This window comes from Pedobacter terrae (assembly GCF_900100705.1).
Classification (GTDB): domain Bacteria; phylum Bacteroidota; class Bacteroidia; order Sphingobacteriales; family Sphingobacteriaceae; genus Pedobacter; species Pedobacter terrae.
In genome coordinates this window covers 1-1087 of sequence record NZ_FNCH01000063.1, presented here as the reverse complement: position 1 = coordinate 1087, position 1087 = coordinate 1, and the positions used below count along the sequence as shown (strand labels likewise).

Sequence of the window (1087 nt, the reverse complement as noted above, 5' to 3'; positions counted from 1 at the left end):
TTGTAGATGTTATATAATTCGGTAACAGAATCATAATTATTAAATTGATTCTGTTATGCCAATAAACACCAATGATTTTACTGTTGAGCGGAAGTATTTGGATACTTACCGTTTTATGATCAGAGAATATGAGCTGATTAAACAAAAGTCTCACCCCGAATATCGCTTTGTAGAGGAACTTTATCGAGCCTGGGGTACTAACCGTAAGAGCTTTCTCAAGTATTACAACCGTTTTAAACAAAGCGGAAAAGACTCCGATCTCCTTCCCCGCAAACGCGGGCCAAAATACCGTACTAGGCGTCCTTTTCAATTTATAGAAAACCAGGTGATCGCCCTAAGGCAAAAAGGAAATTCGAGGTATGAGATTGTAAAGATTCTGAAGCCAAAATTGCATAAATTTACTCCATCAGCATCCGGGGTTTATAATATCAGCAAACGCTACGGTCTTAACAGGCTTAACCACAGGATGAAAGAAAATAAAAGGAAGATCATTAAGGAAAGAATGGGACAACTCGGACACATTGACTGCCACCATCTGGGTAAAGCTATAATAAGAGGACAAAGCCGTAAGCTCTATCTGGTTTGCCTGCTGGATGACCATAGCCGTTTGGCTTGGGCAGAAGTAACAGAGGATGTAACATCGTTAACGGTTATGTTTGCTACGATGAGGTGCATTAATATGCTACAAAGTGAATATGGAATAAAGTTCGAAGAAATCATCTCGGATAACGGCCCTGAATTTGGGCAGCGGCAAAGCCAAAATAAGATGAACCATCCTTTTGAAAGAATGCTTATCGAATTAGGCATCGTCCACAGGTATACCCAACCTTATAGGCCTCAAACAAATGGAAAAGTAGAAAGGTTCTGGAGGACACTGAAGGAAGACCTTATAGAAGAAACTGATTTTGATTCCATTGAGGAACTCCACGATGAATTATTCCAGTACATGCTTTATTACAATCATCAGAGACCACACCAGGGAATAGGTGGAATAACTCCAATTGAAATGGCAAAAAAAGCAAATGAAAAAATCTAATAATTAATGCTCCTCAAAAAAATCTGTTACCGAATTACTAAACTATTACAA

At 38.7% G+C, this 1087-nt stretch carries 1 protein-coding gene; it reads left to right on the top strand.

Going from position 1 to position 1087, the window contains the following annotated elements; translation table 11 throughout:
• Positions 1-55: 55 nt before the first annotated feature.
• A complete protein-coding gene (locus tag BLR60_RS24605) occupies positions 56-1036 on the top strand; it encodes an integrase core domain-containing protein (protein ID WP_090505239.1) in 981 nt (326 codons plus the stop codon).
• Positions 1037-1087 lie beyond the last annotated feature (51 nt).